Genomic DNA, 23,614 nt, shown 5'->3' on the forward strand with positions numbered 1-23,614 from the left:
TAAAGGAGGAAATATGCAAAATGCAGCACGGGCAGGCGATGCCATCAGCCACGGCGGTGCCATTTCCAACGGTTCCGGGAATGTGTCCATCAATGGCGCGCCAGCGGCCATGCAGGGAGCCAGCAGCGCGAGCTGTTCCATTCACGGCGCGTCAGCCGTTTCATCAGGCTCAGGATCGGTCTTTATCAACAATAATCCCGCCGCCAGGACAGGCGACGCCACGGGCTGTGGCGCGGCTATCGCCAGCGGCTCCGGCGATGTCTTCATCGGCTAACCATTATGCAGATACGTTTCATCTGGCCCGCCAATGGCGGGGCAATCACCCTGAATGAGCAGCATGACGCGGCCTGGCTTGATATCGACAGCGGCGAGTTTATCCCTGCCGGGGCCAGAGAGAGAACTAACGTGCTGTGCTTTTCACTGCGCGGAACGCAGCCTTACATGACGCTCGCGGCAACGGATTATGTCTGTTTCGCCGGTCATGAACGCCTTGCGCCCGGGCAGCCTTACCCTCTGCGCTACGGCCTGACGGTGCAGGCCGGGCGATATGCGCTGCAGGTGGCGATGGCGCAGGAAACGGATGCCGCAGGATTGCCGGAAAATGCCGATGAATGGGCGGTGCGCGAGGTCGACGCGCTTCTCTCCCGCAGCGTGCGCTATGTCGACTGGCAAGGCCCGCAGGAGACACGCGCTGACGACGACATCCTGAAAAGACTGGAAAACGAATATAAACGCTTTCTGGCCTGGGGCGCGCAGCGGCGCGATGCCACGTATTCGCCTGCCCCTTCGCGACTGCGCCTGAAAGAGGCCGCGTCAGACATTGCGCAGCTTCGCGAACAGATGAAAGAGAAAACACTTACTGAGTGCATTCTGGGATCGTCGGCACTGATAGCGCAGGCGCTGGAGGCGTTATCAGGCCTTGAGGCGGATCCCGAACTGTTTAGCGCGCCGCGCTATGACATCCTGAAAATGCTATCGCCGGACGCGCAGCACATAAAAGCGCCCACACGGCTTCCCGCCCTGACGGTGCGGGAATTCCATCAACCCGATCTGGATAGTTTGCTCTGAGACTCACAGGGATGACCATGACGACAGAAATCACGTTTAAGGACTTACTTAATCGCGCGGCGTTTGACGCCCATTTCAACGCAACGACGAGCCGCTTAAAAGCGCAGCCTGATAACAGCGCGGCGCGCGAATTGCTGTTTAAATTTTATTGTCTCGAAGGCGACTGGCATAACGCTCTGACGCACCTGGAGATACTGAAAGCGCTCGATGCGGAATATACAAAGCGGGTGGAGCTTTATAAAAATCTCGTTATGAGCGAAATATTACGCGCCCGCGTGCTGGCCGGTGACATTACGCCTGCGGGGCTTACGGAGCCGCTGCCGGAATGGGTCGCGCTGCTTCATGAGGCGAACCGGCAGTTCGCTTCCGGTCATGACGAGGACGCCGAACGCCTTCGTCAGCAGGCATTCGACCTGGCACCGCTTACGGCGGGCGAAGGCGAGGAGATAACCCCGTTTAGCTGGATAGCCGACAGCGACGGGCGGCTCGGGCCCGTGTGCGAATTTATCTGTGCGGGAGGGTACCGCTGGGTGCCGTTTTCCGCGCTGCGTGCGCTGAAGATCCACCGTCCCGTTGACCTGCTGGATCTGCTCTGGCTGCCTGCGCAAGTGACTCTCGCTGACGGGCAGTTTCAGGGCTATATCCCGGCTCGCTACCCGCTGACGCCGCAAGCGACGCAGGAAACCCGCCTCGGCAGCCTGACCGACTGGCAGCCGGTCAGCGAGTCGCTCTGTATCGGGCTTGGCAGAAAGATGCTGATTACCGATAACGCGGACTATGCGCTGCCGGATCTGCGTGAGCTTCGGTTTTATTAAGGCTGGGCGATGGAGAGAAAAAAACAGTTCGCGCCGACGCTACTTGACCGGCTGCTGGACGAGGAGCCAAAAGCCCGCCACGAGGCGCATGACGCGAGTTTTATTAATGCGCGTCGCTACCGGCAGTTAGTGCTGCGCGATATTGATGTGTTGCTCAACAACACCAATATTGAAGCGCTCATCGACCCGGTGCGACATCCGGCGGTGGTTAATTCGGTGATTAATCACGGCCTCGCGCCGCTCTCCGGGAAATATGCGACGCCGCAAAGCTGGACGATGGTGGAGCAGGCTATCCGCAACGTATTATTGCGCTTTGAGCCGCGTATTATCCCGTCGTCGCTGGTGGTAAGTCCGAAGCGGCAGTCCGCGCCGGGTACAACGCTGTGGTTTGAAATAGCGGCGTTGCTTTACTGGCAACCGGAACCCGTCGGGTTTGCGGTCAGCGGCAGTTATGATACCGAAACGGAAAAAACGACGCTGACGGCGTTATAGAAAAAAGAGGCGTCGCGCCTCTTTTTCATTACCGTATAACAACGGTGGAGAATAAAGGTGCCAAATCCATCTGGCGAGGGTAATAATCCGTTACGGTCAATGCTGTTATTTACAGCGCGCCATTAATTAATGCGCAAACGGAAATAACAAACACGCTGATTTGCGAAAGGATAAAAAATTTCGCACCGAAACTATATTCCATGTTTTGCTCTCCCGGAGCAGGTCAGAGGCTGTATTTCGTCAGAATGTCATTAGTTGCGGAACGTTATAATTACAGTGCCTTAATGGCGCGATATCCCGTCAACGATGACTGCAATGCAAATAATAAAAAAGCCGCGGGGTGAGTGCGGCTTAAAACCTGTATTCAGGTGGCTGGGGATAGTAGGAAATAACCCAACCTTAATCAAGCGATGGATCAATATTCCCTGAAAAACCACTATATTTTGTAGCCGTACTCCTGCGGCGACGTTATGGTTTTTACGCCACCACGAACCGGTTAACCAACTGCGACATGGTTTCAGACTGATTATCCAGCGTCTGGCTGGCCGTCGCGGCCTCGGAAACCAGCGCGGCGTTCTGCTGCGTCACCTGTTCCAGCTGGTTTAGCGCCTCGTGCACCTGAGATACGCCAAGCGACTGTTCCGCCGCTGCGCGGGCGATATCGCTGATAAACGTTCGCATCCGGGCGGTATTGGCGACTGCGCCATCCAGCGCCTTGCCGGAAGCATCGACATGTTCCACGCCTTCGCCGATTTTCGCCATGTTGTTCGCCACCAGCTCGCGGATAAGCCCCGCCTCGCGGGCGCAGCGCTGCGACAGCGTGCGCACTTCGGAAGCCACCACCGCAAAGCCGCGCCCCAGTTCTCCGGCACGCGCCGCTTCCACCGCGGCATTGAGCGCGAGCAGGTTAGTCTGGAAGGAAATGTCGTCAATCGAGCCGACAATCCGCGAGATCTGCTCGCTGGAGGCCTGAATATCCGCCATGCTCTGGCGGGCAGCGTGCGCCACCGCGCTCGCGCTCTGCATCTCTTCTTCCATCAGTCGCGTCAGGCGCTCCGCCTCATGGGCGTTATCGGCCGTCTGGGTAATAACCGTCGTTATCTGCTCCATGCTGGCGGCGGTTTCCACCAGCGATGCCGCCTGTTCATCCGTGCGCTGCGCCAGATCCTGATTGCCCGCGGCGATATCGGCGCTGGCGTGACGCAACACGACCGCACCGGTTTTTATTTCAGCGACGATCCGCTGAATATCTTCAATGGCGCGGTTATAGGCGCGGTTCAGGGCGGAGAGTTCATCGCTGCCCGGCACGTCCAGACGGCGCGTGAGATCGCCCTCCATGCCGTCAATGGCGGTGAGCGTCGCATGCAGCTGACGATGGATGCTGCGCGCCACCACGACGGCGAAACTCACCGCCACGATAAGCGCCAGCAGAGTGATGGCGAGAAAGCGCTGCCAGCCTGCACGGGCGTCGCTTGCAAGCTGGCCTGCTGTGGCGAGAAGCTGCGCGGAAGCGGCGTTCTCCAGCGTGCGCAGGGTATCGATACGCTGCGTCTGTGCGGTAAACCAGCTCGCCGGTGACACGCCAAACCCGCCGCTCGCGGCTTTCCCGAACGCTATCTGACGCAGCGCCAGCGCGCGGGTCGCTGACGGCAGCGCGAGTGCGGCGTCAATCCGCTTCACGCCCTCAGCGTCGGAAAGCTGGCGCGAGGCGGCGAGCCACGCCTGCTGTTTGCCCACCACTTCGCTCAGGCGCGCCAGCTGGCCGTCTGCAAAACGATCGGCGAAGAAAATGCCGGAAAGGAGCGCGCGCTCAACGCCCGCCTGTTCTTTCATACTGAGCAGGCTGTAGTAAACCACCATCTGATTCACAATCACTCCGGCGTGGCTTAAGCGCGTACTGCGGCCCACCAGCTCCAGTACGGTGCTGATGGTGTCGGTATAAAACGCAACACCCTGCGGCGCGGGAACGGAAAGGGCGGTGATCTGCTGGCGCGTGTCGTCGAGCATCGACACCCGCTGGCGGAAGGCGCGAATGGCTTCGCCCACGCTGCCTTTCAGGCTCTCTTCATCGGTGTTTTTCATGGCGGCGTTAAAGGCCGCGAGCGCGCTGTCCGTCCGGGCGCGCTGTGCGGTGAGCTCACGGCTGAACTGCGCGCCGCGGCTGCCCAGATAACCGGCGCTCAGGCCGCGTTCTTTTTGCAGCTCATGCACCACATCACCGGCGCTTTTCGCAAGGCGCGTCACTTCTTCGACGTTGCGCATCTGCCGTTCGGTATCGATGCGCGACAGCATCCCGGCACCCGCCAGCCAGAGCAGCGCAATTAATAACGGTAAAAGCGCGATGGCTAATTTGGTTTTCATAGAGAGGCGATATATCCATGACATTAGCGTCATTCCTGTGTTGCGATAGAAATCGTTATATTTCCTATCGGTAAGACAAATTAGATGCTTTAATCGCTGTCGCTGCGTTTGAGGCCAAAAAATAACTCAAAAGAGTTATTCTGATGATCCAGAATAAAAAAAGGCGAGTTATTGTTTTCAGAAAAGATAAAAGCCAGCGATAAATGGCTGGCTTTTACAGGCAGGGGGTTCCTTGTTTAAGGTAAATTCCCTTAATCAGTCAGGAGCCGGTCAGGCGTAACGCGGTTTTCAGGCGGCCCAGATTTCTCCATTCAGGCGCACCAGTTCAGAGAGCGAGCCGCCATCGGCGGTAAATTCACGAATGCGATGTACGTCGCTGTCATTATTCTTCACATAGCGGTGGATCGCCTCCAGCGCGCTGCTGGCGTTCAGCGGGCGGGCATAGCGCTCAAGCTTGTCGAGCAGGCGCAAAATATCCTCCCCGATGGTGCGTTGCTCGCCAGTGCTAACATCCGTCAGCGTCCCCTCCAGCCCATAGCGGCAGGCCTGGAAACGGTTAAACCGGTAAATCAGGTAATCCTCAGCCTTATGTTTATAAGGGCGCTCATCCAGCAGCCAGTGGGAAATCGCCTGAATAAATCCGGCGATATTAATGGCGCGTTCCAGCGTTAATGGCGTATCCATCACGCGCACTTCCACGGTGCCAAAGCCGGGGCTCGGGCGAATATCCCAGTGCAAATCTTTAATCGACTCCACTACCTTCGTGCCTTCGAGACGCGCATACATGTTCTCGAACTGCGTCCAGTCGGCGGCAAATGGAGCCGGGCCGTTATCCGGGAAGGCCGAGAAAATATTGAGTCTTGAGGAGGCAAAGCCGGTATCTGCGCCCTGCATATACGGCGAAGACGCCGACAGCGCGACAAAATGCGGCACGAAACGCGACAGCCCGTGCAGCAGATACATCGCTTCTTCTCCGTTGCGACAGCCCACATGCACATGCTGGCCGAAGACGGTGGCCTGCTTGATGAGATAACCGAACAGCTCCAGCGTGCGGGCGTAACGCTCGCTGGAACATACTTCCTGGCGCTGCCATTTCTGAAACGGATGCGTGCCGCCGCCGCTTATCATCAGGTGATATTGCTGGGCGCAGGCGAGAATTTCACGCTGCATGGCAGCGAATTCCGCGGCTACCTGGTTGATATCGCGACAGACGCCGGTTGCGATTTCCAGCATGCTTTCGGTGATATCGTGCTTCACTTCACCCGCCGTGACGCGGCTCTCCAGCGCGCTAATCAGCGTTGAGGAATCCTGGCTTAAGTTAAAGCCGGGCGGGCTGACCACCTGGAGCTCCAGTTCAACGCCCAGGGTGTAGGGTTCGGAAGGGGCAAACGGTTTAAGGGGCATGGGCAGCTCGCTTATCAGTAAAGGGTTTGCTCCAAGTATAGTCATGCAAAATCATCCAGTTGCGGTGAAAACGCTCAGATAAAACCGAGTTCCTGTGCGCGGTTTTCCCGCTGCGTTATCGCTATCTTCCTGGTTTCACTCCTGATATAACTTTTTATTAACAACCATCAGGAGGAGTGCTTGTGGCTTATTTCAACCATTACGATCAGCAGGTCGGCGCGCCAGTGCCGGGCTGGAAAGGCGCACGGATGCCTGAGCGCATAACGCTTGCAGGGCGCTACTGCACGCTGGAACCGCTGAATGCCGACGCGCACGCCGCCGCGCTGCTGGCGGCCTATCAGGACGCGCCGGACGATCGCGACTGGACATGGCTTGCAAGCGATCGCCCCGATACGCTCGCGCAGTGCCATGAATGGGTGGCGCAAAAAGTGATGGATCCGTCGCTGGTGCCTTTCGCGGTGATGGATAACGCGCGCGGCGAGGCGGTCGGGCTGGTCTGTTTTATGCGCATTGATAAGGCTAACGGCGTGCTGGAAATAGGCCACGTAACCTGGTCGCCGCGCATGAAAAACCGCGTCACCGGCACCGAGGCGTTGTGGCTGTTGATGCGCGATGCCTTTGAGCACGGTTTCCGCCGCGTGGAGTGGAAATGCGATTCGATGAATACCGCTTCGCGCCGCGCCGCTGAACGGCTTGGCTTCACGTATGAAGGGCGACTGCGTCAGATGATGGTGCGTAAAGGGCGCAACCGCGATTCCGAATGGTTTTCGCTGCTCGACAGCGAATGGCCACAGGCCGATGCCGCGCTGCGCGCCTGGCTGTCGCCGGAGAATTTCACCGCCGACGGTATACAGAAACAGCCGCTCAGCCACTTCCGGGCGCGTTCACCAGCGTGAGGATCTGCTGCGCCTCCTGACGCCAGTGCAGCGTAAAGCAACGCCCCTGCATGAACGGCCCGAGCGGGCAGGCGAGGCGCAGCGTTAACTGATGGTCGTCCAGCGCGACGACTTTCGCGCATTCGAAACCGAACCAGTCGCTCACCTGCGGAAACAGCGCTTTAAAGAGGCTCTCTTTGGCGGAAAACGCGAGCGTCAGGGCGCTGGCGAAGGGCAGCGGCGTGCGGGCCAGTAGCGCGCGTTCTTGTGTGTCGATAATACCGGACGCCAGCTCGCGCGCCGTCTGCGCGTCCATCAGGCTTTCAACGTCGATCCCGATGCCGCCCGGCGTGGTGATAACCGCAGCCCAGGCGCGGTGGCCGGTGTGCGTAATGCTGCCGGTAAAACCCGCAGGCCAGCGCGGTTCGCGGTGCGCGCCGATGCCGGGCGGTGAGAATGGCGCGCCCGCCGCCTTCAGTGCGGCGACGGCGGCGAAACGGCCTGCCAGATGCTCGGCCTGACGCCGCGCAACGGCATTCGCCAGCATGGCGTGGTGCGGCAGCCACAGCAGATCGGCAGGTGTGAAAGTGTCGGGAGCGAAATCAACGCGCCAGAGCGGGTGTCCGGCGAAGGTCAGTGAAGTGAGAGTAGTTTGCATCGGAAAAAGGCGGGCATCGCTGCCCGCCGTCGTCATTATCAGAAATGAGTGTTAATGCCCATAAACCAGGTCCGGCCCGATTCGTTATAGGTTTCCGCCCCCGCGCCATACATCCAGGCGTTGGTTTTGGCGTTACCGGTGGTCTGGGCGTTGCCCGCGCGCCAGTGACGCTTGTCGAAGACATTATCAACGCCCGCCGTCAGGCTCACATTTTTGGTCACATCCCAGGTGCCGCTCAGCCCGACGATGCTGTAAGGGCTGACTTCATTGGTGCCGCTGTCGGTCACGCGTTCGCCCTTATAGTTGTACATCTTCGGCTTCTGACGGCCATACCAGGTGAGCGTGCTTTGCAGCGACAGATCGTCTCGCACCTGCCAGCTCAGCGTTGAGTTCAGCGTAAATTCCGGGATGATCGACAACCGATCACCGGTGGTTTTGTTCTTACTTTGCAACATCCAGGTCAGGTTATTGCTCCACTGAATGGTATCGGTCACCGGCAGGTTTAGCGTGCCCTCAAGCCCTTCCACCACGGCTTTCGGCACGTTCTCCCATTGGTAGAGATCCGTTTTATTGCTGATGGCCGTGACGCGGGTATAACCGGCTTCGATCTTGTCGTGGTAATCGTTACGGAACCAGGTCAGGCCCGCCTGATAGCCATCCTGCTTATACTCAAGACCAATCTCTTTGTTGACGCTGGTTTCCGCTTTGAGATCTTCATTACCCATCAGGTAGCAGCCGGTATTGGTGGCGCTGGCGTAGCAGCCCTGGCCACGGCTGTAGAGAATATAATTTTCGTTGGTCTGATAGAGGCTCGGCGCTTTGTAGGCGCGCGCGATGCCCATTTTCAGCGTTACCGCGTCGGTCAGCGCCTGCGTCAGGTTCAGCGCCGGGCTCCAGTTATTGCCAACGATAGTATGGTGATCGAAGCGCAGCGACGGGGTCAGCGTGGTGCTGTCGGTGAGCTGCATGTTGTCTTCCGCGAACAGCGAGAAGATCTCCGCTTTGGCATATGGGCTACGGTTGGTGGAATCGACGCCAGGGATAGCGCCGCCGCTGGTGGAGCCGGTCAGCGCCTGCGCGGTAGAGGTGCCATCCTTCATACGCTGCTGATTCCACTCGGTGCCGAGCGTCAGGTTCTGGTTCACCAGCCAGTCGAAGGGAATGCTCACTTCGCTGTGCAGCAGCACGTCGCTCAGGTTGATATCGGAGAATTTCTCGCTGTTGAACAGCCCCTCCAGGCCGCCCGTCAGCCCTTCGCCAAGACGCGAGTTGCGCGTGTGTTCATACTGGGCGTAAGTGTTGGTGGTTACGCCGTTATCCCAGCCGCCGGTCCAGGTGACCGCATAGTTCTGGCGATAGAGACGGTTGGTCTCCTTGCCGTAGTATTTTTTCACCAGTCCGTTGGTGCTGTTGTCGTTGTTGGTGTTCTGAGTGTCGCCCGCGTAGAGATTGCCCTGGCGGCTATAGCCCGCTTCAAACTCCAGCGCCTGCATCGGCGCGAATTCCCAGCGTACCTGGCCATTAATATCTTTATTCACCACCCCTTCGCGCCCTGCGGGCAGGGTATCGGCGTAGCTGCCGGTGCGCAGCGATTCATGCCCGGCGTTGATGTCCTGCGCGTCCGGCTGGGTTTTCGCCAGGTTACCGTACAGGCGGAAACTGACGCTGTCGCCAAGCGGCCCGGTGAGGCTGAAGTTGGTGCGTTTGGTGGCGCCTTCGGCTTTGTGTTCCGGCACATCGAAGTAGCTGTTCCAGCTGCCGTGCCAGTCGTTGCTGCTGCGTTTGGTGATGATATTCACCACGCCGCCCGCCGCGCCGTTGCCGTAGCGTGCGGCGGCAGGGCCGCGCAGCACCTCGATACGCTCGATCATTTCCGGCGGCACCCAGGCGGTATCGCCGCGGCTGTCGCGCTCGCCGCGCCAGCCCTGACGCACTGAATTACGGCTGCTGACCGGTTTGCCATCAATCAGGATCAGCGTGTTTTCCGGGCCCATCCCGCGGATATCGATCTGGCGGTTGTTGCCGCGCTGGCCGCTGGTGGAATTGCCGGTCAGGTTGACGCCTGGCATGGTGCGGATGATTTCCGACACATCGCGCGCGGGCGGGTTTTTGCGGATTTCATCGGCGGTAATGGCCGAGACACCGGGTGCCTGAAGGTTTTGCTGTGCGGCGGTGACGACTATCGTGTCATCGCCATCCGTTGCGTTGCCATCCACGGGAGCGGTGCTCTCCTGCGCCCAGGCGGGCAGCGCGGCGCCATACATCCCAAGATTAATCAGCATCGCCAGAGAAAGAGGGAGCTTTTTATTCATTTTGTATCCTGCTGTCTGTGCTGCGGCCCGGAAGTCCATCCCCAGTGGGGCAGGGCGCAGCAGGGAATAGGCCAGAGCCGCTATACGCAAACCCCGCTCGTCCTGGAGCGGCAGCGCGCAAACGTCTGGCTGGGTTAATGTTTTTTGAGTGAAAGACGCGCTTCCCACAGCGCGCCAATACGCTATTGCAAATGCAAATAATTATCAATAGTATTATCATCAAATTATCAGGATTGACGTCATTCCATGATATTTATCAACACTAACAAGGAGTTGGGCAGTGGCGGAGCACGAGGCGGGAAGTGATGCCTGGTGGCAGGCGAAGCAGGCGCAGGGCATTCCGGAGATTTCCGGCACGGCGTCGGGCACCTGCTGCGTGACGTTCTGGTGGCGCGATCCGGCAGGGGATGAAAGCACGTCTGATACAAAGCGCGTGTGGATTTACCTCACCGGTATCACCGATCACCACAAGCCCTCCGCGCCGCAGTCGCTCATGCGTCTGCCGGGCACCGACGCCTGGTACTGGCGCACCGAATTAGACGCCGCCTGGCGCGGCAGCTACTGTTTTATCCCTTCCACAAAGACCGATGATTTCGCCCCCGACGCCTTTGCAGACGTTCCGGCGCGCCACGCGCTGCGCGAAGGCTGGCGCGCACTGCTGCCGCAGGCCATTCCCGACCCATTCAACCCGCACCACTGGCGCGGTGGCCGCGGCCATCCGATGAGCGCGCTGCATCTGCCAGACGCGCCCGCGCAGCCAGGCTGGGAAGAAAAAGACGTGGCGTACACGCCCGCGCAGGAATTTCTCTGGCACAGCGAAAAGCTCGGCAACGCGCGTCGCGTATGGCTCTTTACCACCGGCGGTGATGACGCGCCCCTGACGCGCCCGCTCGCTATTCTGCTGGATGGCCAGTTCTGGGCGCACAGCCAGCCGGTGTGGCCCGCGCTCCAGACGCTCACCAATCGCGGCGTTCTGCCGCCTGCCGTCTATTTGCTGGTGGATGTGATTGACACCGCGCACCGCAGCCGGGAGTTGCCCTGTAACGGCGTGTTTTGGGAGGCGCTGTGGGAGGAATTACTGCCGCAGGCGCGTCATTACACGAGATGGCGTGACGCGCCGGACACCACCGTGATTGCCGGGCAGAGCTTTGGCGGGCTCGCCGCGCTCTATGCGGGGCTGCGCTGGCCGCAGCGCTTCGGTTGCGTACTGAGCCAGTCCGGCTCTTTCTGGTGGCCAACGCGCGAGGCGAGCGGTGAGGGCGGCTGGCTGGTTGAAGAGCTGGCCGCAGGCCGCTTCGATCCGCGCGGGTTGCGCATTTATCTTGAAGCGGGCCTTCATGAGCCGCTCATTTTGCAGGCCAATCAGCGCCTGGTCTCTTTACTGCAACGCACACAGCCGCCGCTTTTCTGGCGTCAGGTGGAGGGCGGCCACGACGCGCTTTGCTGGCGCGGCGGCCTGACCGACGGTCTCGCCGCACTCTGGGCCGCTACACCCGCCCCGATGCCTTTTTCAGGACAGGAGTGACGTATGGAATTCAGCAATCCCTTCGATAATCCGCAGGGCCGTTTCTGGCTGCTCGAAAATCACGAAAAACAGATAAGCCTCTGGCCGGAGCCGTGCGCGCTGCCGCCGGGCTGGCGTGTGGTGGCCGCGCCACAGCCTCCGGAGAGGTGTGAGGCGTGGCTTAATGAGCACGGTCAGGCGTTGCAGCCTGCCGATTTCGCCCACCGCAACGAGACCTGAGGTTAATGTGACGGATATAACTCTTTCCCCTGTGGAGCAGGCCACCGCCGCGCTGCCGCTGGTGGCGGCGCAGCCGGGTATCTGGATGGCTGAAAAACTCTCCCGCCAGGCCAACGCCTGGAGCGTGGCGCATTACGTCGAGCTGAACGGCACGCTTGACGCGCCGCTGCTGGCGCGCGCCATCGTGGCGGGCATGATGGAAGCCGACACGCTGCGAATGCGTTTTGAGGAGCGCGACGGTATCGTCGCGCAGCGGTTTGACGCGTCGCTCACTTTTGCCACGCCTGAAATCTTCGATCTGCGCCACGACGCCAGCCCGCAGACTGCCGCGCAGCGCCTGATGCACGCCGATCTGGAGCAGGATCTGCGCGTCACTCGTGGCACACCGCCGGTGCACCATGCGCTGCTGCGCGTCGGTGAGACGCGCTGGTTCTGGTATCAGCGTTATCATCATCTGGTGGTCGATGGCTTCAGTTTCACAGCGATTACCCGCCGTATCGCCGATATTTACGGCAGCCTGCGCCGGGGCGAACAGCCCGCCGCCTCGCCGTTCGTCCCGTTTAACGAGGTGGTCGATGAATACGCGCGCTATCAGGCATCGGATGCCTGCGCACGCGACGCCGCCTTCTGGGCGCAGCAGGTGCGCGACCTGCCGCCGCCGGCGACGCTCTCTGACCAGCCGCTTACCGGGCAATCTTCCACCACCTCGCTGATTCGCCGTTCGCTGCGCTTTGATGATGCGCATTTCGCTGCGCTTATGGCAAACAGCGGCGGGCTGACCGCGCCGGATATGGCGCTGGCGCTGGTGGCGCTCTGGCTTGGCCGCCTGAGCGGGCGTGACGCCTACAGCGCCGGTTTCATCTTTATGCGCCGCATCGGCTCGGCCGCGCTGTGCGCCACCGGCCCGGTGCTGAACGTGCTGCCTTGCCCGGTGCGCATTGAGCCAGGACAGACGCTGGCGCAGTTCGCCGCCGCCTTTGCGAAGACGCTCAAAACGCTGCGCCGTCATCAGCGCTATGACGCCGAGCAGGTGCTGCGCGACGCGGGCAGAGTGGCGCAGCAGACGCCGCTCTATGGCCCGGTGCTGAACCTGAAAATGTTTGATTACCGGCTCGATTTCGATGGCGTGGAGGGGATAACCCACCAGCTCGCCTCGGGGCCGGTGAAAGATCTCGAAATCGCGCTCTATATCGACGAACAGGGCGGCGTGACGCTGGAACTGCTGGCCAATCAGCAGCGCTATGATGCCGCGCAGATTGAGCGCCATCTTGCCCGTCTGCCGCATCTGCTCACACAGTTTGCCGCTGAACCTGAGCTTGTGTGCGCGCAGGCGGATCTGCTGGATGATAACGACTACGCACTGATTGCGCGTGTGAACCAGACCGCCGTGCCACTGCCGCAGGAGACGCTCAGCAGCCTGCTGGCGAAACAGGCGCAGGCGACACCGCAGGCCCCGGCGCTTGCCGACGCGCGCCATGCCTTTACCTACCGTGAAATGCGTGAGCAAGTGCTTACGCTTGCGGCGGAGCTGGTGCGCCGCGGCGTTAAGCCGGGCGATGTGGTGGCTGTCGCGCTGCCGCGTTCGGTGTTTCTCTCGCTGGCGCTACAGGCCATTGTGGAAGCGGGCGCGGCCTGGCTGCCGCTCGATACCGGCTACCCGGACGATCGCCTGCAAATGATGCTGGAGGACGCCCGCCCGGCGCTGCTGATCACCGCTGCCTCAGAGCAGGCGCGGTTCACGCATATCCCGAGCCTGCCTGTGTTCTGCTACGAAGCGCCGCTGCCGGCAAGCGATCCGCAGCCGCTTTTGCGCTCGCGCCCGTCGCACACCGCCTATGTGATTTTCACCTCCGGCTCCACCGGGCGGCCGAAGGGCGTCATGGTCGGCCAGACCGCCATCGTCAACAGGCTGCTGTGGATGCAAAGCCAGTATCCGCTCGGCGCGGATGACGTGGTGCTGCAAAAAACGCCGTGCAGTTTTGATGTGTCGGTATGGGAGTTTTTCTGGCCGCTTATCGTCGGCGCGCGACTGGTGATGGCCCCGCCGCAGGCGCACCGCGATCCGCAGGCGCTTCAGGCGCTGTTTGCGCGCTGGCGGGTGACGACGACGCACTTTGTACCGTCGATGCTGGCGGCGTTTGTCGGCGCGCTCACTTCTGAAGCGGCGATCGGTGCCTGCGCGTCGCTGCGCCAGGTGTTCTGTAGCGGCGAGGCGCTGCCGACGGCACTGTGTCGCGACTGGGAGCGGCTCACCGCCGTGCCGCTGCATAATCTCTACGGCCCGACGGAGGCGGCAGTGGATGTGAGCGGGTATCCGGCCTTCGGCGCGGCGCTTTCGCAGGTGAAGGGGGCCAGCGTGCCGATTGGTTTCCCGGTCTGGAATACCGGCCTGCGCATTCTCGATGGCCGGATGCGCCCGGTGCCGCCGGGCATGGCGGGCGATCTCTATCTCACGGGCGTTCAGCTGGCTCAGGGCTACCTTGGCCGCCCGGATCTGACCGCCAGCCGCTTTATCGCCGATCCGTTTGTACCCGGCGAGCGGATGTACCGCACCGGCGACGTGGCGCGCTGGCTGCCGGACGGCGCGGTGGAATATCTCGGGCGCAGCGACGATCAGCTGAAAATCCGCGGCCAGCGTATTGAGCCTGGCGAGATAGACCGCGTGATGCAGCGCCTGCCGGATGTGGCGCAGGCGGTGACGCACGCCTGCGTGCTGAATAGCCATGCCGAAACGGGCGGCGATGCGCGCCAGCTGGTGGGTTATCTGGTTTCCGCCTCCGGCGCGACGCTGGATGTGGCCGCACTGCGCGCGCGCTTAAGCGAATGGCTGCCCGCGCATATGGTGCCGGTGACGCTTGTTCAGTTGCCTGCGCTGCCGCTCAGCGCCAACGGCAAGCTGGATCGCAAAGCGCTGCCGTTGCCGCAGCTTGCGGTGCGTGAGCCGGGCAGAGCCGTAGCGCCGGGCAGCGAGACGGCAATCGCCCGCGCTTTTTCGGAACTTTTAGGTGTGGAAGTGACCGACGCGCAGGCGGATTTCTTTGCGCTCGGCGGCCACTCGCTGCTGGCGATGCGCCTGGCGGCAAGGCTCACGCGTGAGCTGGAGCGGACTGTTACGGTCGGGCAGGTGATGGTGGCCTCGACGGTGGAAAAACTCGCGGCGGCCGTGGCGGAACAACGCGACGCGCAGGCGGGATTTGGCGCTATTTTGCCGCTGCGTGAAGGCAACGGGCCGACGCTGTTCTGCTTCCATCCGGCGTCGGGCTTCGCCTGGCAGTTCAGCGTTCTGCAACGCTGGCTGTCGCCGCGCTGGGCGATAACGGGCATTCAGTCGCCGCGCCCGGACGGGCCGATGCAGCAGTGCGCGTCGGTGGATGAACTGTGCGACCGCCATTATGCGACGCTTCGCGAGCAGCAGCCGCACGGGCCGTACTGGCTGTTTGGCTATTCGCTCGGCGGAACGATTGCACACGGCGTCGCCGCACGGTTACAGGCGGCGGGCGAGGAGGTGGCGTTCCTCGGATTGCTCGACACCTGGCCGCCGGAAACGCAAAACTGGCAGGAGAAGGGCGGACGCGAGCTCGACCCGGAAGTGCTGGCGGAGATCGAGCGCGAGCGGGCGGCGTTTGTGAGCGCGCAGCAGGGGCAGGGGTCGACGAGGCTTTTTGAAACCATCGAAGGCAATTACGCCGACGCGGTGCGGCTGCTTTCTACCGCGCGCAGTACGCGCTTTGAAGGTGACGCGACGCTGTTTGTCGCCGAACGCACCGTAACACCGGGCCTTAACCCTTACGAGGCGTGGGCACCGTGGACGCGGGCGCTTGATGTGTACAGTGTCGATTGCGCGCATGTGGAGATTATCTCCCCGCAGGCATTCGAGGTGATTGGCCCGGTGTTGCGGGAGATTCTCGGGTAGGTTTTGTGTAATTGGGTGGGTACATCGGTGGGTGCGCTTCGCTTACCCACCCTACGTACATGTTGTGAGTGTTGTAAAAAGGTGGGTGCGCTTCGCTTACCCACCCTACAAACGGCCAAGACGGGTGCCTGAAGGGATGTAGGGCGGGTAAGCGCAGCGCACCCGCCACGTTACTTCACACGTGCACCCGCCACGTTACCTCACACGCGCACCCGCCATATATGCGCTACGCCAGACGCGGGTACGCTTCGGCTATCGGGCTGCCGGTGAAATTCGCAATCCAGCCTTCCGGGTTATCGAAAATGCGGATCGCCGTGAAATGCGGCTGCGAGCCCATATCGAACCAGTGCGGCGTCCCGGCGGGCACCGAAATCAAATCATTCTTCTCGCACAACACCTGATACACCTTGTCGCCGATATGCAGACAGAACAGCCCGGCGCCTTCCACGAAAAACCGCACTTCATCTTCGCCGTGGGTATGCTCATTGAGAAACTTGCCGCGCAGCGCCTCTTTCTGCGGATTATCGGCGCGCATGCTGATGACATCCCAGCTCTGGTAGCCTTTTTCCGCCACCAGCTGGTCGATCGCGTGCTGATAGGCGGTCAACACCGCCTCCGGCGTTGGGTTATCGCCGAGGTCGCGGTCGGCCTGCCAGCGTTCGAAACGCACGCCCTGCGCGTTAAGCTGTTCGCGGATAGCGTCGGCATCGGTGCTCTGCCACAGCGGTTCGCTGGCACCGTTATCGGCAAAAATCGTCAGTGCGCTCATGTCGGGATCTGCTCCGGGTGAATGTCATCGAAACTGGACACCTGGCGGTGGGTGCTTTGCGTATCTGGCTCGCCGCGGATGAGCTGGACAGTTTTCCAGCCCGCTTCACGCGCGGCGTCCAGCTCTTCGCGGATGTCTGAGAGAAACAGCATCTGATGCACCGGCACGCCGGTTTTCATCGAGATATTGCGGTACGACGACACCTGGCGTTTGGCGCCGACATGGGTATCGAAAAAGCCGCTCAGAAGCTCCGTGACGTCGCCCTCATCGCTGTGGCTAAAGAGCAGCTTCTGCGCCGGTACGGAGCCGGAGGAGTAGATGTAAATATCGATATCCTGAGCGCTCCAGCGGCGCAGCGCGGGCACAACATCCGGGTAGAGATGGCCGGTAAAATCGCCGTTCACGTAGCCTTCGCGCCAGATATAGCCCTGAATCGATTTCAGCGCCGGGGATTTGCGGTCTTCATCCATAAATTTGAAGAGCGTTTCAATCAGTTGATCCACCGACGCGGCGGGCGCGTGGATCTCACCGCGCAGCTCGTTAAGCAGCAGATTCACCGGTTCGCGCTGCTCGCCCGAGCGGATAAAACGCTCCAGACGCTCGCGCGCATAGGGGAAAAGGACGTTATGAACGAAGCGGATATCGGTCGTGGTGCCTTCAATATCGGTAACTATGGCGCGGATCATGCTCTCTCCAGCAGGCGTCGCTGCATTTCACATTCAAACAGAAATTCGAGCCCCTCCAGATGGCGACGCGCGACGGCGACATCGCTCCCCCAGCAGGTCAGCCCGTGGCCGCGCAGCAGAAATCCGTAGCGCAGCGGGAACTGGCGGTGGTGACGCGCAATGCGCTCCGCCAGAGCATCAATATCCTGATCGTTATCGAAAATGGCAACAGGCACATCATCAAGATGCGTAATTTGTCCCGCCAGCGATTTCTGCATCTCGTAGCCGCACAAATGCAGCGCGTCGCTTTTCTCCACGCGTGACAGCACCGTCGCGTTAACGGTATGCACGTGCAGCACGCAGTTCGCCTCCGGGAACAGGCGATAAATCAGGGTATGCAGCCCGGTTTCGGCGGAGGGCTTACGGCCGGACGGCGCGAGGTTAGTGGCAATTTCCACCTGCAGAAAATCGTCTGTCGTCAGGCTGCCTTTATCCTTGCCCGATTCGCTTAGCCAGCACCAGCGCGCGTCTTCGCGCAGCGACATATTGCCGCCGGTAGCAGGCGCCCAGCCCTTCGCGCCAATCCAGTGACAGGCGGCCACCAGCGCTTCCAGTTGGCTCTCTTTACTCATCGCATCCCCGCAGGCATATCGTTAGCGTTTAGACGTCTAAGCGTCTTGATTGCCAGAGAGTAGCATCGTGTTATAGTGTCGGCAACAGACAGATAACATCAAAACAACACGACACCGCGCGAAAGGATCAGCCGTTATGAGCCATACCCCGTTGACGCCAGAAAGCAAATTGCCCGCGCTGGGCACGACCATCTTTACCCGCATGAGCGCGCTGGCGCAGCAGCATCAGGCGATTAACCTGTCGCAAGGATTCCCGGATTTCGACGGCCCGCGCTATTTACAGGAGCGACTGGCGCACCACGTGGCGGCGGGCGCAAACCAGTACGCGCCCATGACCGGCGTGCAGGCGCTGCGCGAGGCGATCGCCGATAAAACCGAGGCGCTCTACGGCCACCGTCCGGATGCCAACAGCGATATTACCGTCACGGCGGGAGCTACCGAGGCGCTCTACGCGGCGATTACCGCGCTGGTGCGCCCCGGCGATGAAGTGATCTGCTTCGACCCGAGCTACGACAGTTACGCGCCCGCCGTGGCGCTTTCGGGTGGTGTGCTCAAGCGCATCGCGCTGACGCCGCCGCATTTTCGCGTGGACTGGGCGCAATTCGCCGCGCTGCTCTCTGAGCGCACCCGGCTGGTTATCCTCAACACGCCGCATAACCCGTCCGCCACCGTCTGGCGCAACGCGGATTTCGCCGCGCTCTGGCAGGCCATTGAGGAGCGTGAAATTTACGTGTTGAGCGATGAAGTTTATGAGCACATCTGTTTTGCCGAAGAGGGCCACGCCAGCGTGCTGGGGCATCCGCAGCTGCGCGAACGGGCGATTGCGGTGTCGTCATTCGGCAAGACCTATCACATGACCGGCTGGAAAGTGGGCTACTGCGTGGCTCCCGCCGCGCTCAGCGCGGAACTGCGCAAAGTGCATCAGTATCTGACGTTCTCCGTCAACACGCCTGCACAGCTGGCGCTGGCGGATATGCTGCGCGCCGAGCCTGCGCACTATCTCGATTTGCCGGATTTTTACCGCGCGCGCCGCGATCGCTTTATCCAGGCGCTCGGTGACAGCCGCTTTAAAATCCTGCCCTGTGAAGGCACCTATTTTCTGCTGGCGGATTACAGCGCTATCTCAACGCGTGATGACGTGAGTTTCTGCGAATGGCTGACCACGGAAGCGGGCGTCGCCGCCATTCCGCTGTCGGTATTTTGCGACGCCCCGTTCCCGCACAAGCTGATTCGCTTATGCTTCGCCAAGCAGGAGGCGACGCTGCTCGCCGCCGCGGAGCGTCTGGCGCGGTTATAAGGTGGGCTGATCGGGTGAAGCCGTGCTGCGGCTCTGCGCCTGTGGCACATCGCGCAGGAAGTGCTGTTCGATGAGCGACACAAAGCTCACGAACGACGCATTCGTTAACGATGAGCGGTTATAAATAAGGTAGTAATCATACTGCGGCAGGCTGAAGTTCAGCTTGACGGGGCGTAGTCCAAAGAGCTGACGATAACGGCGCAGCACGGGGGCAGGCAGAATGCCGACAAAATCGGTGCTGCCAATCACCGCCATGATCGAGGAGATCGAGTTACTGGTAAAGGCTATCTGCCGCTCACCGAAAAGCTCCGCCGACTTCACGTGAAACTGTTTCTGGCCTTCCGCTGTGCCGTTAAACAGCGTGAATTTCTCCTGTGCGAGCGCGGCTTCATCGGCGTGCTCGCCAAGCCGCGGATGGTTCTCACTGCATACCAGCACGGTCTCTTCGCTAAAGCAGTGTTTGCAAATCAGCGAGTGACTGGCAACCGGTGCCATACCGATAATCAGATCCGCCTTGCGATAGGCCAGCAGATCTTCCACGGTCTCGCTGGCAAGCGTGGTGTCGTAATGCTCCAGTTCAAAATCGTAATGCTCGCGAAACGCGCTGACTAACGCCGGCAGATGATCGGCGGCGAGAGCGGGCGGGCAGTAGAGCACGAAGTTTTTGCGCAGCGGCGCGCCCTGCATGATGTTAATGGTCTGCTCAAGCTGGTTCAGGTTGTCTTCCAGATAGTGATGCAGATTAGTGCCTACGGTTGTCGGCGTAATGCCTTTGCCGGAGCGCACGAAGAGTGGGTCATTGAGCTGGTTGCGCAGCCGCTGTAACGACTGGCTTATCGCTGACGGCGTCAGGAACAGGGCTTCCGCCGCCTTGCTGACGCTGCGATACAAATAAATGCACTCGAAAATCACCAGAAGATTGAGGTCAAACTTTTTCAAATCCTGCAAATTTGCCATGACAGCCTCGCAACGAGACGAAAAGGGGATTTTTATGGTTTATCTGTTCTCAGTAAATGATAGATAAGGAATATGTTTTTGCGCAGGCGAGACGGGGCATAATCCGAAAAAATGGCGCAGCCTCACACATCAGAGAGGCGATGAATTTTGCAAAGCTCTCCCTATCACAGCCATAGGCACGAATAATCTTCACGTGCGTTGCCCTTTAGGCAGGGGAGTGTTCTAATCGAAGGTACGTCTGCGTCGCAAAACACCGCACGCAACGCTTTCGCCAGCACGCTGGCTCTGCTGTGGCCTGCGGGTATCTCAGCGCTCAGGCCGCCCGTTGAGGTGGCTTTTTTATTTTTTCGCGAGACGGCGAGAAACGTTCACTAAGGTTGGCCCGGATCAGTTGTTAGCTATTGCTTATTGATTTGATAACGCAAACGCATTGGCCTGGGTTACGAAAATTCGATACCTTACATCCCATCGAAAACACGGAGGAAGTATAGATGTCCTTGATTAATACCAAAATCAAACCTTTCAAAAACATGGCGTTCAAAAACGGTGAGTTCATCGAAGTTACCGAGAAAAACACGGAAGGCCGCTGGAGCGTATTCTTCTTCTATCCTGCTGACTTTACCTTCGTATGCCCGACCGAACTGGGCGACGTGGCTGACCACTACGAAGAACTGCAGAAACTGGGCGTAGACGTTTACTCCGTTTCTACCGATACCCACTTCACCCACAAAGCGTGGCACAGCAGCTCCGACACCATCGCGAAAATCAAATACGCGATGATCGGCGACCCGACTGGCGCCCTGACCCGTAACTTCGAAATCATGCGTGAAGACGAAGGTCTGGCTGACCGCGGTACGTTCATCGTTGACCCGCAGGGTGTTATCCAGGCTATCGAAATTACTGCTGAAGGCATCGGCCGTGACGCATCTGACCTGCTGCGTAAAATCAAAGCGGCTCAGTATGTAGCCTCTCACCCAGGCGAAGTGTGCCCGGCTAAGTGGAAAGAAGGCGAAGCGACCTTAGCGCCGTCTCTGGACCTGGTTGGCAAAATCTAATTTTTCTGTCGTCTTTCACGCCACAGGTGCGTTGGCTGCGCTGACTCACCCCGGTCACTTACTGAGGTAAGCTCCCGGGGATTCCTAAGCTTGCCGCCTTCCTGTAACGCGAAATACTCGGAAAAAGGCATTATCACGGGTGCAGTCTTGCACCCGTTTTTTTGAAAACGCTATTACGCACTCTCATTTAAGTTGCATCGCGGCGGCGCTGCACTGAGGCGGCTTAAATGAGGAAGCGTAAGCTCAGGAGAAAATTATGCTCGACACAAACATGAAAACCCAGCTCAAGGCCTATCTTGAGCGTCTGACAAAGCCTGTTGAGTTAGTGGCCACGCTGGATGACAGCGCGAAATCGGCAGAGATTAAAGAACTGCTGCTGGAAATCGCCGAGCTGTCTGACAAAGTCTCCTTCAGGGAAGACAACACGCTCGCGGCACGCAAACCTTCATTTTTGATTACTAACCCGGGTTCCACGCAGGGGCCGCGCTTTGCGGGCTCGCCGCTGGGCCACGAATTTACCTCGCTGGTGCTGGCGCTGCTGTGGACCGGCGGTCATCCGTCGAAAGAAGCGCAGGCGCTGCTTGAGCAGATCCGTGACCTGGACGGCGATTTCGAGTTTGAAACCTACTATTCGCTCTCCTGCCACAACTGCCCGGACGTGGTACAGGCGCTGAACCTGATGGCCGTGCTGAACCCGCGCATCAAACACACGGCGATTGACGGTGCGGTGTTCCAGAATGAAATCACCGAGCGCAACGTGATGGGCGTGCCGGCGGTCTTCATGAACGGTGTGGAATTTGGTTCTGGCCGTATGACCCTTGCCGAAATCGTTGCGAAAGTGGATACCGGCGCGGAAAAACGCGCGGCGGAAGAGCTGAACCAGCGCGACGCTTACGATGTACTGATTGTCGGCTCCGGCCCGGCGGGCGCGGCGGCGGCGATTTACTCCGCACGTAAAGGCATCCGTACCGGCCTGATGGGCGAGCGTTTCGGTGGTCAGGTGCTGGACACCGTTGATATCGAAAACTACATTTCTGTGCCGAAAACTGAAGGCCAGAAACTGGCAGGCGCGCTGAAGGCGCACGTGGATGATTACGACGTTGACGTTATCGACACCCAGAGCGCGACGAAGCTTATCCCGGCGGCGAGCGAAGGCGGTCTGCATCAGATTGAAACCGCCTCCGGCGCGGTGCTGAAAGCGCGCAGCGTGATCGTGGCGACCGGCGCGAAATGGCGCAACATGGGCGTACCGGGTGAAGATCAGTATCGCACCAAAGGCGTGACCTACTGCCCGCACTGCGACGGCCCGCTGTTTAAAGGCAAACGCGTGGCGGTTATCGGCGGCGGTAACTCCGGCGTGGAAGCGGCTATCGACCTTGCGGGGATCGTTGAGCACGTAACGCTGCTGGAATTCGCGCCAGAAATGAAAGCGGACCAGGTGCTGCAGGATAAACTGCGTAGCCTGAAAAATGTCGACATCATCCTGAACGCCATGACCACCGAAGTGAAAGGCGACGGCACGAAGCTGACCGGTCTTGATTATCAGGATCGCGTAACGGGCTCGGTGAAGCACCTGGAAGTGGCGGGGATTTTCGTTCAGATCGGTCTGCTGCCGAACACGACCTGGCTTGAAGGCGCTGTTGAGCGTAACCGTATGGGCGAGATTATCATCGACGCCAAATGCGAGACCAGCGTGAAAGGCGTATTCGCCGCGGGCGACTGCACCACTGTGCCGTACAAACAGATCATTATCGCCACCGGCGAAGGCGCGAAAGCCTCACTGAGCGCGTTTGATTATCTGATTCGTACCAAAACCGCATAAGAAGAAAGTAAGATACCTGCGTAAAAGCCGCCCTCAGGGGCGGCTTTTTTATTGGCGGAGTGGGTGGATGATCTGTTGTAACTGGCGGGTGCGCGTTGCTTACCCGCCCTACGTTTAACGTCACAGACAGGTACGGCGGGTAAGCAACGCGCACCCGCCGCCCCGGCATTCAGTAGTTGTAGGGCGGGTAAGCGCAGCGCACCCGCCAATACTCCCGAAACTTAACGCACCACAAACACCGGCACATGCGCGTGGCGTACCACGCTTGATGCGTTCGAGCCCAGCAGGTGCGTGGTGATCGACGGATCGCGCGAACCAATCACCACCACGTCGGCGTGTAACTCTTTGGCCATCGCGTTAACTTCATCACGCACGCTGCCAAAACGGACGTGACTGCGCAGGCGCGATTCCGGCAGGGTGAAATGCTGCTTCAGGGTTTGCAGACGCTGGTTCGCCTCGGCCTCTAAATGTTCTTCGAAACGGCGGATATCGGCGGCGAAGCGGTGCAGGCTCAGGTTGGCAGATCCTGGCAACACATGCAGCAGATGAATAATTCCCTCCTCCTGCGCCAGAAACTCCGCGTGGCGGATCGCCTTGTCGCTCAGCTCCATTTCAAACACATCTACAGGCATCAGAATGGTGTTGTACATCGTCACTCCTCCTTTAGCGGTTATCAACGCACTTATTAAACCCTGTTTTTGTCATGGATACTTTTATACATCCGACAAATTTGTGTTTTTTTACGCAGCCGCTTTCGCCAGGAAAACTCTCAAAG

General features: G+C 59.8%; 20 protein-coding genes. 11 read left to right on the forward strand and 9 right to left on the reverse strand.

Annotation, left to right across the window (positions count from 1 at the left end):
• Positions 1-13: 13 nt before the first annotated feature.
• The 4 genes from ACUW6V_RS04795 to ACUW6V_RS04810 are packed head-to-tail and all read left to right on the forward strand — an operon-like array spanning position 14 to position 2,375.
• Positions 14-274, forward strand: a complete 261-nt coding sequence (locus ACUW6V_RS04795) for a PAAR domain-containing protein (RefSeq protein WP_012125401.1) — start codon at positions 14-16, stop codon at positions 272-274.
• 5 nt (positions 275-279) lie between these two features.
• A complete protein-coding gene (locus ACUW6V_RS04800) occupies positions 280-1,068 on the forward strand; it encodes a TagK domain-containing protein (protein ID WP_076728455.1) in 789 nt (262 codons plus the stop codon).
• Between the two features lie 17 nt (positions 1,069-1,085).
• Positions 1,086-1,883, forward strand: a complete 798-nt coding sequence (locus ACUW6V_RS04805; protein ID WP_075199897.1) for a type VI secretion system accessory protein TagJ — start codon at positions 1,086-1,088, stop codon at positions 1,881-1,883.
• A gap of 9 nt (positions 1,884-1,892) precedes the next feature.
• Positions 1,893-2,375 carry a type VI secretion system baseplate subunit TssE gene (locus tag ACUW6V_RS04810; RefSeq protein WP_454038078.1) on the forward strand — a complete coding sequence of 161 codons (483 nt, stop codon included), beginning with the start codon at positions 1,893-1,895 and terminating at the stop codon, positions 2,373-2,375.
• 477 nt (positions 2,376-2,852) lie between these two features.
• Here ACUW6V_RS04810 and ACUW6V_RS04815 read toward each other — a convergent pair whose 3' ends face one another.
• Positions 2,853-4,760, reverse strand: a complete 1,908-nt coding sequence (locus ACUW6V_RS04815) for a methyl-accepting chemotaxis protein (RefSeq protein ID WP_032990175.1) — start codon at positions 4,758-4,760, stop codon at positions 2,853-2,855.
• 264 nt (positions 4,761-5,024) lie between these two features.
• A complete protein-coding gene (locus tag ACUW6V_RS04820; protein WP_004385544.1) occupies positions 5,025-6,140 on the reverse strand; it encodes a YbdK family carboxylate-amine ligase in 1,116 nt (371 codons plus the stop codon).
• A 182-nt stretch (positions 6,141-6,322) separates the two neighbouring features.
• On the opposite strand from ACUW6V_RS04820, the gene ACUW6V_RS04825 reads away from it, so the two are divergent.
• Positions 6,323-7,036, forward strand: coding sequence for a GNAT family N-acetyltransferase (locus ACUW6V_RS04825; RefSeq protein WP_105572999.1), 714 nt, complete (start codon positions 6,323-6,325; stop codon positions 7,034-7,036).
• On the opposite strand, the gene entD is transcribed toward ACUW6V_RS04825, so the two are convergent.
• Entirely contained in the window at positions 7,005-7,673 is a 669-nt protein-coding gene (entD, locus tag ACUW6V_RS04830; protein ID WP_454038079.1) for an enterobactin synthase subunit EntD, read from the reverse strand. The two genes, ACUW6V_RS04825 and entD, sit on opposite strands and share 32 nt — an antisense overlap.
• Before the next feature lie 38 nt (positions 7,674-7,711).
• The gene (locus ACUW6V_RS04835) at positions 7,712-9,985 is read right to left on the reverse strand and encodes a TonB-dependent siderophore receptor (protein WP_454038080.1); all 2,274 of its coding nucleotides are present in this window, start codon (positions 9,983-9,985) and stop codon (positions 7,712-7,714) included.
• A gap of 280 nt (positions 9,986-10,265) precedes the next feature.
• On the opposite strand from ACUW6V_RS04835, the gene fes reads away from it, so the two are divergent.
• Genes fes through ACUW6V_RS04850 form a run of 3 tightly spaced genes read left to right on the forward strand, consistent with a single transcriptional unit; the run spans position 10,266 to position 15,642 of the window.
• The gene (gene fes, locus ACUW6V_RS04840; protein ID WP_454038081.1) at positions 10,266-11,510 is read left to right on the forward strand and encodes an enterochelin esterase; all 1,245 of its coding nucleotides are present in this window, start codon (positions 10,266-10,268) and stop codon (positions 11,508-11,510) included.
• A gap of 3 nt (positions 11,511-11,513) precedes the next feature.
• Complete coding sequence (locus ACUW6V_RS04845; protein ID WP_104671620.1) at positions 11,514-11,729, forward strand: MbtH family protein; 216 nt, start codon at positions 11,514-11,516, stop codon at positions 11,727-11,729.
• A 31-nt stretch (positions 11,730-11,760) separates the two neighbouring features.
• Entirely contained in the window at positions 11,761-15,642 is a 3,882-nt protein-coding gene (locus ACUW6V_RS04850; protein ID WP_454038214.1) for an amino acid adenylation domain-containing protein, read from the forward strand.
• Between the two features lie 226 nt (positions 15,643-15,868).
• Here the strand turns inward: ACUW6V_RS04850 and ACUW6V_RS04855 are convergent, their stop codons facing one another.
• From ACUW6V_RS04855 to ACUW6V_RS04865, 3 genes are read right to left on the reverse strand one after another with little or no spacing between them, the layout of a single operon-like run.
• Positions 15,869-16,411 carry a 1,2-dihydroxy-3-keto-5-methylthiopentene dioxygenase gene (locus ACUW6V_RS04855; protein WP_007706649.1) on the reverse strand — a complete coding sequence of 181 codons (543 nt, stop codon included), beginning with the start codon at positions 16,409-16,411 and terminating at the stop codon, positions 15,869-15,871.
• Positions 16,408-17,097: an acireductone synthase gene (gene mtnC / locus ACUW6V_RS04860; protein ID WP_004388199.1), complete on the reverse strand. Its 690-nt coding sequence runs from the start codon at positions 17,095-17,097 to the stop codon at positions 16,408-16,410. The genes ACUW6V_RS04855 and mtnC overlap by 4 nt, the downstream gene beginning before the upstream one ends.
• Positions 17,094-17,708: a methylthioribulose 1-phosphate dehydratase gene (locus tag ACUW6V_RS04865; RefSeq protein WP_105545676.1), complete on the reverse strand. Its 615-nt coding sequence runs from the start codon at positions 17,706-17,708 to the stop codon at positions 17,094-17,096. The genes mtnC and ACUW6V_RS04865 overlap by 4 nt, the downstream gene beginning before the upstream one ends.
• 136 nt (positions 17,709-17,844) lie before the next feature.
• Between ACUW6V_RS04865 and ACUW6V_RS04870 the strand changes: the two genes are divergently transcribed.
• Positions 17,845-19,005, forward strand: a complete 1,161-nt coding sequence (locus tag ACUW6V_RS04870; protein WP_454038082.1) for a pyridoxal phosphate-dependent aminotransferase — start codon at positions 17,845-17,847, stop codon at positions 19,003-19,005.
• Here the strand turns inward: ACUW6V_RS04870 and citR are convergent.
• On the reverse strand, positions 19,000-19,962 hold the full coding sequence (citR, locus tag ACUW6V_RS04875; protein WP_004388196.1) for a DNA-binding transcriptional repressor CitR: 963 nt from the start codon (positions 19,960-19,962) through the stop codon (positions 19,000-19,002). The two genes, ACUW6V_RS04870 and citR, sit on opposite strands and share 6 nt — an antisense overlap.
• A gap of 491 nt (positions 19,963-20,453) precedes the next feature.
• Here citR and ahpC point away from each other — a divergent pair, with 491 nt between their 5' ends.
• Positions 20,454-21,017, forward strand: a complete 564-nt coding sequence (gene ahpC / locus ACUW6V_RS04880; RefSeq protein ID WP_004388195.1) for an alkyl hydroperoxide reductase subunit C — start codon at positions 20,454-20,456, stop codon at positions 21,015-21,017.
• 256 nt (positions 21,018-21,273) lie between these two features.
• A complete protein-coding gene (gene ahpF / locus ACUW6V_RS04885; protein WP_004388194.1) occupies positions 21,274-22,839 on the forward strand; it encodes an alkyl hydroperoxide reductase subunit F in 1,566 nt (521 codons plus the stop codon).
• 221 nt (positions 22,840-23,060) lie between these two features.
• Here ahpF and uspG read toward each other — a convergent pair whose 3' ends face one another.
• A complete protein-coding gene (gene uspG, locus ACUW6V_RS04890; protein ID WP_004387229.1) occupies positions 23,061-23,489 on the reverse strand; it encodes a universal stress protein UspG in 429 nt (142 codons plus the stop codon).
• Between the last annotated feature and the right edge of the window lie 125 nt (positions 23,490-23,614).

The sequence above is a fragment of the Cronobacter sp. 153480017-3 genome, from assembly GCF_053627815.1.